Origin of the sequence: Halogeometricum sp. CBA1124 (assembly GCF_009741955.1) — an archaeon.
Lineage (GTDB): Archaea > Halobacteriota > Halobacteria > Halobacteriales > Haloferacaceae > Halogeometricum > Halogeometricum rufum.
The window spans coordinates 40,056-47,309 of sequence record NZ_WPCD01000011.1; the positions used below are offsets into that span (position 1 = coordinate 40,056).

A 7,254-nucleotide genomic window follows, 5' to 3' on the forward strand; every position below is an offset into this window, starting at 1 on the left:
CTCTCTGTCACGCCCGGGACTCCGAGGCGAGGCACCACGTCGCTTCTGATTCCGGAAACCGCTCGCGGGCGGCGGCCACGGGCCCGTCGTCACTCGCCGAGCGCAGTCCCGCGCTACAGGTTCGACGCGCCGGCCCCGCCGTCGATGGGGAGGGCGGCACCGTTGATGTACTCCGACTGTGGCGAGGAGAGGAAGGCGACGGTCCGGCCGAGGTCCATCGGGTCGCCGACGTGACCGACGGGGATGCCCTGCGCCCAGTCGTCGAGTCCGGCCTGATAGTCGTCGTACTCGCCGCGTTCGACCCCCTGTTCGACGAGTTCCTCGATGCGCGGCGTCTCGTGCGACCCGGGGAGGACGGTGTTCGCCCGCACCTCGGGTGCGAGTTCCTTCGACAGCGTCTTCTCCAGACCGACGACGCTCATCCGCACGGCGTCGAGAGGACGAGGCCGTCGATGGCCTCCTTGACGCTCCGGGAGGTGATGTTGACGATGGTGCCGCCGTCGCCCGCCCGCAGGTGGTCCGCCGCCTCGCGGACGGCCCGGACGACGCTCATCACGAGGAGGTCGTACGCCTCGTACCAGTCCTCGTCGGTCGTCTCCATGAACGGGGCCGACGGCGGCCCGCCCGCGGAGGTGACGAGGTGGTCGAGGCCGCCGAACTCCTCGACGGGTCGTTCGACCATCGCCGCGACGTCGTCCGCGTCGGTCAGGTCGCCCGCGTGTCCGACCACCGTCGCGCCGTCCGCCGCGTCGGCCTGTACCTCCGCGACGGCCGATTCGAGTCGGTCCTCGTCCCGCCCGTTCATCACCACGTTCGCGCCCTCCGCCGCGAGGGCGCGCGCCGATGCCTTTCCGAGACCGCTACTCGACGCCGTCACGAGTGCCGCGTTACCTGCGATTCCGAGGTCCATGTGACACAATGCGGGCGTCTGCCTCAAAATGCTACTCGTGGCGGTCGATTTCGGTGCCGTCCTCCCGAACGCCCCCGCCCGCTCGGTTCGAACTTCACTCGGAATATGGTAAAATATCGGCGCGAGACGGCCAGAGACGCCCGTACCGGGACGTTAATACGCTGTTAACGAGTGGTACGGTGTGAAAACCAATGTCGTCCGGCGACGATGGCGAGACGATGGCGGACGAACTGACCGACGACCTGAAGGCGGAGGTGTGGAGTCTGTTCGAGTCGGGCGTCCTGTCCGAAGAGGTGGTGCGGGACCTCCTCGGCGACCGGTCGTTCGAACGGCGGGCGGCCGACAGGCGCGCGCCGCAGGACCTGTTCTGGGGCGACGCCAACCAGTTCTTCGCCTGGTGACCCGCGCCGGCGGACTCGACGGCCTTCCCACCTGCGCGTGTCTTTACGCACGCTCTGGTCCAAGTACCCGATATAGCGCTATCGTTCCCGGCACGGCACTCGCCAGCTACAAGGCTTTTGACTGACTAGCCAGTCAGTACGAACAGTGACCGATTTCTCGGAGGGAGCCCATGAGCTCTGACGCCGCCGCCGACATCATGGACGGGACGCACAGTGCCCTTCGTACGCACGGCTACGCGGGGCTGACCATGCAGGATATCGCCGACGAAGCGGGCCTGAGCACGGCGGCGCTTCACTACCACTTCGACTGTAAACACGACCTGCTGGTGGCGTTTCTCGACCGCCTGTTCGAACAGTTCGAGGCGCGCATCGCCGAACTGGACGGCGACGACGCCGCGGAGCGACTGCTGTCGCTGGTCGAGACGGTGCTGCTCCCGCCGACGGACGACGACCCTCACGAGTTCCGGACGGCGCTCCTCGAAATCGAGGCGCAGGCCCCCTACGACGACGCGTTCCGCGCGCGCCTCGAACGGTTCGACGAGACGTTCACCGCTCGCGTTCGCTCGATACTCGAAACGGGCGTCGAGGAGGGGACGTTCGCCGCGGACGTCGACCCCGACGAGGTGGCGTCGTTCGTCGTCACCTACGTTCGGGGCGCCCGGACGCAGAACGTCGCCGTCGGAACGCCCCTCGACGACTCGCTGGCCGCGTTCCGCGACTACGTCGAGGGGACCCTGCTGGCCGATGACGGAGGGGCGGGCGAGTGAGCCTCCGCGACCGGTTGGACGGCGTCTTCAAGAGTCGCGACGAGTTCGACCTCACGTCGGGCGACATCGCGAAACCGCTGTTCTATCTGTCTCTCCCCATCGTCGTCACGAACCTCCTGCAGACGGCGTACAACCTCGCGGACACGTTCTGGCTCGGCCAGTTCAGCACGAACGCGCTGGCGGCCATCAGTTTCGCGTTCCCGATGGTGTTCCTCCTCATCGCCCTCGGCATGGGACTGTCCGTCGCGGGCAGCGTCCTCGTCGCCCAGCACACGGGTGCGGGCGAGGAGAAGAAGGCCGAGTACGCCGCGTCGCAGACGGTGACGTTCTCGCTCGTCGGGTCGGTGTTCCTCGGCCTGTTCGGCTACGTCATCGTCGGCCCCCTCCTGCAGGTGTTCGGCGCGTCCGCCGACGTGCTCCCCCTCGCGCGCGGGTACATGCAGATCATCTCGCTCGGCCTGCCGTTCATGTTCGGCTTCCTCGTCTTCATCGCCCTCATGCGGGGGTACGGCGACACCATCACGCCGATGCTCGTCATGTTCGGGTCCGTCGTCCTCAACATCGCCTTAGACCCCATCCTCATCTTCGGATTCGAGGGCAACCCTCTGTTCGGGATGCTCGGTCTCGGGGGACTCCAGACCCAACTGCTCGCCGCCACGGGCTACGCCGGGTCCGGTATCGCCGGTGCGGCCGTCGCCACCGTCTTCTCCCGGTCGCTCGCACTCGTCGTCGGCCTGGCAATCATGTTCCGAGGGACCCGCGGCGTCGAGATTCACCTCTCGCAGATGCGCCCGGACTTCGGCTACCTCCGCCGACTGCTCAACATCGGCGTCCCCGCCTCCGTCGAGGTGACGGGCCGCGCCCTCTCGGTGAACCTGCTGCTCATCGTCGTCGGGATGTTCCCGACCACCGTCGTCGCCGCCTACGGCATCGGCGTGCGCGTGTTCTCCGTCATCTTCCTCCCCGCCATCGCCGTCGCGCGCGGCGTCGAGACGATGACGGGGCAGAACATCGGCGCGGGGAAGGAGGGGCGCGCCGCGAAGGCCGCCAACATCGCGGCGATAGCGATGTTCGCCATCCTCTCGCTCGCGGGCGTCGTCGCGTTCGTCGCCGCCGAGCCGATAATCGCGATATTCACCGACGACGCGAGGTGATTCGCGTCGGCGCGGACTTCCTCTACTGGGTCGCGCCGTCGTTCGGCTTCATCGGCATCATGCGCTCGTACACCGGGAGTTTCCGCGGCGCGGGCGAGACGCTGACGGCGGCGGCCATCGCGGTGACGATGCTCGGACTCATCCGCCTCCCGTTCGCGTACTTCGCCTCGCAGTCGTTCGGCTACGGGTCGACCGGCATCTGGATGGCGTTCACCGTCTCGAACGTCGCCGGCGCGGCCATCGCCTACGCGTGGTACCGACGCGGGACGTGGCGCGAGGGGTCCCTCGCGCGGACGACGCCCGCGGACGACTGACGGCCCCAATCCGCTGTGTTTGACGAGGACGGGCGCTCAGTAGGTCTCGACTTCGACACCGAGCGTTCGGAAGTCCCGAACGTGCTCGTGAGAACCGGTTCGTCGAGAACGTCAGCGACGGCTGCTACCATTGGGTCGATAGTGTCGATGCCGCTGTCACCCCCCGCCTCTCGGTCCGCGCCGGCCAGTAGGTTTCCTGCTCGTCGGGCGAGTTCGCGGTCGAGGTCCACGACAGGGTACATCCGCATCGCATTCTCGAACTGTCGTCTCTCGTCGTCGTCGCCGTACATCCGAACGCCGTACGAGAGCTCGGTTACGACGGGTGACGGAACACGTTGGACGACGTTCGCGTCCGCGAGTGCCGTTCCTTTCCGATGCGCGTCGTCCCGGCCACGAAACAGGTGGACGAGATACGACGTGTCGAGAATCACTCGAATCGCTCCGCGAGGTCGTTCTTCTCTTCGACCGCACGCTCGCGTTTTTTCTCTAGCTGGGCTTCGATGGAATCCGCTGTTTCGTCGGACAGGATACCCGACACTTCGTCAGGGTCGGGACCGCCGATGAGTCGTCGGAGCGTCTCCTCCATCGTTTCGTCGTCCCGTTTGTGTGACTTGACGTACTCGTGGAACTCCGGGGACACCCGGAACGATTTACTCATGCCGTATATTCAGATATACGCGTCCAAGAAGGTTACGCGCGGTTACGCGGTCTCGTCGCGCGCCTCGAACCCCGCCGTCCCGTCCTCGAACGTCAGTTCCCACCGCTCGCCCACGCGCACGTCCTCGTCCTCGCCGCGCTCTATCTCCCGCGCCAGCGCCTCCGAGACGCGGAGTTTCCCGAGGTGTGAGGTGTCGCGAACCCACGCGATTCGGACCGTCTCGGGGTCGTACGGCCCGGCCGTCGTGCAGGCGGCGGCCAGCGCCAGTTCCTCGGTTGGGAGCGCAACCGGAATCGCGTCGCGCGACAGCGATCCGCTGGTGAGGGCGTTCGCGTACATCTGGTCGAGGTCCAGCGACTCGGCGACGCCGACGGTGGTGAGGTCCGCCAGTCCGATGCCGTGGCCGTTGCCGTGCGTCTCCTCGGTGAGTCCGAGCGCGACGATGCGGTCGATTCGAGGGGTCTCGGGGTCGTCGCTCCCGAGGACGCCGTACCGCCCGACGACGTTCGTGTCCATCCCCGTCCCCGAGACGTCCTTGCCGAGTCGCTCGACGACCAGCACGTCGAGGTCCGAGACGGGGAGCGTCGCCATCGCCGCCCTGGCGTCGTCGAGCAGTTCCGCCTCCGCGCCCGGCAGGTCGGCGGCCGGCACGCCCGCGACGCGCGCCGTCTCCTCCGCGAAGTTCTCGACGACGGCGACGCCGCCGAGGAACGCGGCCGGCGACGCCGCGCGAATCGTCTCCATCGTCTCGACGATGGCCGGGACGTACCCCTCCTCGGCCGCCCGCGCGTGGACGGCGGCGGCCCCGGGTCGCTTCCCGAGGCCGATGGCGGTCATCTTGCAGAGGCCGCTCTCGACGTCCCCAGTGAAGTTCGTGTGCGGTTTCCGCGATTGACGACGAGGAAGGCGTCCGCCTCCGCGACGGCCGTCGCGAGGTGGGCGTCCGGGCCGCCGTCGCGTTCGAGCACGACCGTCTCCATCCGGGCGTCTATCGGACAGCCGAGGCTCTCCTCGTTCAGCCCGAGCGCGTCCAGCGTCCGTCGCTGGCCCGCGGCCGACGCGCCGCCGTGACTCCCCATCGCGGGGACGACGAACGGGTCGAACCCGCGTTCGCGGAGGACGGCGACCACGGCGGACGCGACGGGGACCACGTCGTGATTCCCCGACTGCCGAGGCCCACCGCGACGGACGCGCCGGCGTCGAGTTCGCGGTCGGAGAGGAGGCGTTCGACGGCGTCGCGGGCCGCGGCGGGCACGTCCGCGACGCGTTCGGTGTCGGGCGTCTGCCGGACCGTGGCGAACGTCGGGAACGACACGTCGTCGACTAGCTCGTCGACCGTGTCGATGTCCGGAAACTCCATGCGAGGCGTCTCGGCGCGCCCGGACGTAAATCGGGGGGACCGTCCCGCCGTCGGGTCACTCCTCGGCGGACGGTTCGGTGAGGACGACGGCGTCGCCTGGCGAGAGTCTGGTCGTCCGGTCGCGCCGGCGCCGTTCACGCGACAGACGAGGTCGTCAGACACCGACTCGGGGTCGAACGCGTCGAACTCGGCCGCCAGCCCCCGAATCACGTCGTCGACGGTCGAACGGCGTTCGACGACGCGCGTGAGCGACTGCTCGCCCACCGCGTCGGCGATATCGCCGTAACACCGGATGGTGACCTCCACGGACGCGGAATCGACTGGCGGACGCAATGAACGTTACGGAGCCACGGACGTCGGGCGACTCGTGTCTCGGTCCCGAAGGGTTCGGCGAGTAAAACGCCCGCGTTCGAGGGCATTCGCTCCGGGATTCTGTGGGCCTTTGTACGTCGAGTCCCTAGTCGACGCGATGAGCGAGACGCCCCCCGACGGCGCTCCCCACCCGGGCCGAGTGGCGGACGTGTTCGAGGTGTACGAGGTCGAGACGACGGCCGAGGCGGTGCGCTACTACGGCCGCCCGCGTTCGGACCGCGAGTCGGTCGTCCGTGCCCTCGCGCCCGCGTTCCGCGACCGGGGGTACACCGTCTCGCTGGAACGCGAACTGGGGGAGGACGTCCTCGTCGCGCGCGAACGGTCGGTCGGCGTCGACGGCTTCCCGACGACGAACGTCGTCCTCTTCCTCGCCACCGTCGCGACGACGCTGTTCGCGGGGTCGCAGTGGTACGGCATCGACGCCCTCTCGAACCCCACGCGCGTCCTCGAGGCGTGGCCGTTCACCGTCGCCGTCCTCGGCGTCCTCGGCGTCCACGAACTCGGCCACTACGTCGCCAGTCGCCACCACGACGTGCAGGCGTCGCTGCCGTACTTCGTCCCCATCCCGACGCTCCTCGGGACGATGGGCGCGGTCATCCGCATGAACGACACGCTCCCCGACCGGAAGTCGCTGTTCGACATCGGCGTCGCCGGTCCGCTGGCGGGCCTCGCCGCCACGCTGGTCGTGACGGCCGTCGGCGTCTCTCTCCCGCCGGTCGAAGTCGGCGCGTTCCCCGTCCGGTTGGGCTACCCTCCGCTCATCCAACTGGTCGCGGCCGCACTCGGCGAACCGCTCACCTACGCCGACGCGTCGCTGATGGCGAACCCCGTCGTCGTCGGCGGGTGGGTGGGCGCGTTCGTCACGTTCCTCAACCTCCTCCCGGTCGGTCAACTCGACGGCGGCCACATCGTCCGCGCCATGTTCGGCCGCGCGCACGCGACGATTCAACGTCTCGTCCCCGTCGTCCTGTTCGGCCTCGCCGCGTCCCTGTACGCCTTCGGCGACGGCGAATCGGTGAGCCTCTGGGTCGTCTGGGGCTTCCTGACGCTGCTGTTCGCGCGCATGGGGAGCGCGGAACCGCTGGACGACTCCGCGCTCGGCGTCTCGCGTCTCCTCGTCGGCGGGGTGACGCTCCTCCTCGGCGTCCTCTCGTTCACGCCGGTTTCGCTGGTGTTGGCGTAGTTCGGTCTCGAGGAGGTACATCCGCCGAAATTCCCGGAGGTGTACGTCCGATCGACCGTATAACCGTTCCAGCCGACCCGTCCACGAGGGCGGACGGGATGCTGAACGCACGTTCGAGTGGCTGAGAGACCGCAA

5 protein-coding genes and 3 pseudogenes are annotated in these 7,254 nt (G+C 68.4%); 4 read left to right on the forward strand and 4 right to left on the reverse strand.

Annotation, left to right across the window (positions count from 1 at the left end; translation table 11 throughout):
• Positions 1–113: 113 nt before the first annotated feature.
• Positions 114–910, reverse strand: a pseudogene (locus GJ632_RS03095) (SDR family oxidoreductase).
• 191 nt (positions 911–1,101) lie between these two features.
• On the opposite strand from GJ632_RS03095, the gene GJ632_RS03100 reads away from it, so the two are divergent.
• From GJ632_RS03100 to GJ632_RS03110, 3 genes and pseudogenes are all read left to right on the forward strand, one after another.
• On the forward strand, positions 1,102–1,311 hold the full coding sequence (locus tag GJ632_RS03100; RefSeq protein WP_231751290.1) for a hypothetical protein: 210 nt from the start codon (positions 1,102–1,104) through the stop codon (positions 1,309–1,311).
• Between the two features lie 170 nt (positions 1,312–1,481).
• Positions 1,482–2,078, forward strand: coding sequence for a TetR/AcrR family transcriptional regulator (locus tag GJ632_RS03105; RefSeq protein ID WP_089810993.1), 597 nt, complete (start codon positions 1,482–1,484; stop codon positions 2,076–2,078).
• A pseudogene (locus tag GJ632_RS03110) lies at positions 2,075–3,546 on the forward strand (MATE family efflux transporter). Before GJ632_RS03105 ends, GJ632_RS03110 begins: the two are co-directional and overlap by 4 nt.
• Here GJ632_RS03110 and GJ632_RS25740 read toward each other — a convergent pair.
• The 3 genes and pseudogenes from GJ632_RS25740 to GJ632_RS25745 form a co-directional block, all read right to left on the reverse strand.
• A complete protein-coding gene (locus GJ632_RS25740) occupies positions 3,477–3,977 on the reverse strand; it encodes a PIN domain-containing protein (protein ID WP_197427841.1) in 501 nt (166 codons plus the stop codon). The pseudogene GJ632_RS03110 and the gene GJ632_RS25740 sit on opposite strands and share 70 nt — an antisense overlap.
• A complete protein-coding gene (locus GJ632_RS03120) occupies positions 3,974–4,132 on the reverse strand; it encodes a hypothetical protein (protein WP_197427843.1) in 159 nt (52 codons plus the stop codon). Before GJ632_RS03120 ends, GJ632_RS25740 begins: the two co-directional genes overlap by 4 nt.
• Before the next feature lie 114 nt (positions 4,133–4,246).
• Positions 4,247–5,564, reverse strand: a pseudogene (locus tag GJ632_RS25745) (DUF362 domain-containing protein).
• Positions 5,565–6,033: 469 nt separating this feature from the next.
• Here GJ632_RS25745 and GJ632_RS03130 point away from each other — a divergent pair.
• Positions 6,034–7,119 carry a site-2 protease family protein gene (locus GJ632_RS03130; protein WP_191452047.1) on the forward strand — a complete coding sequence of 362 codons (1,086 nt, stop codon included), beginning with the start codon at positions 6,034–6,036 and terminating at the stop codon, positions 7,117–7,119.
• Positions 7,120–7,254 lie beyond the last annotated feature (135 nt).

Bases quoted from the DNA above. Each gene is read 5' to 3' on its own strand.
- GJ632_RS03100 (WP_231751290.1), top strand. From the start codon at position 1,102: ATGTCGTCCGGCGACGATGGCGAGACGATGGCGGACGAACTGACCGAC.
- GJ632_RS03105 (WP_089810993.1), top strand. From the start codon at position 1,482: ATGAGCTCTGACGCCGCCGCCGACATCATGGACGGGACGCACAGTGCC.
- GJ632_RS03120 (WP_197427843.1), bottom strand. From the start codon at position 4,132: ATGGAGGAGACGCTCCGACGACTCATCGGCGGTCCCGACCCTGACGAA.
- GJ632_RS03130 (WP_191452047.1), top strand. From the start codon at position 6,034: ATGAGCGAGACGCCCCCCGACGGCGCTCCCCACCCGGGCCGAGTGGCG.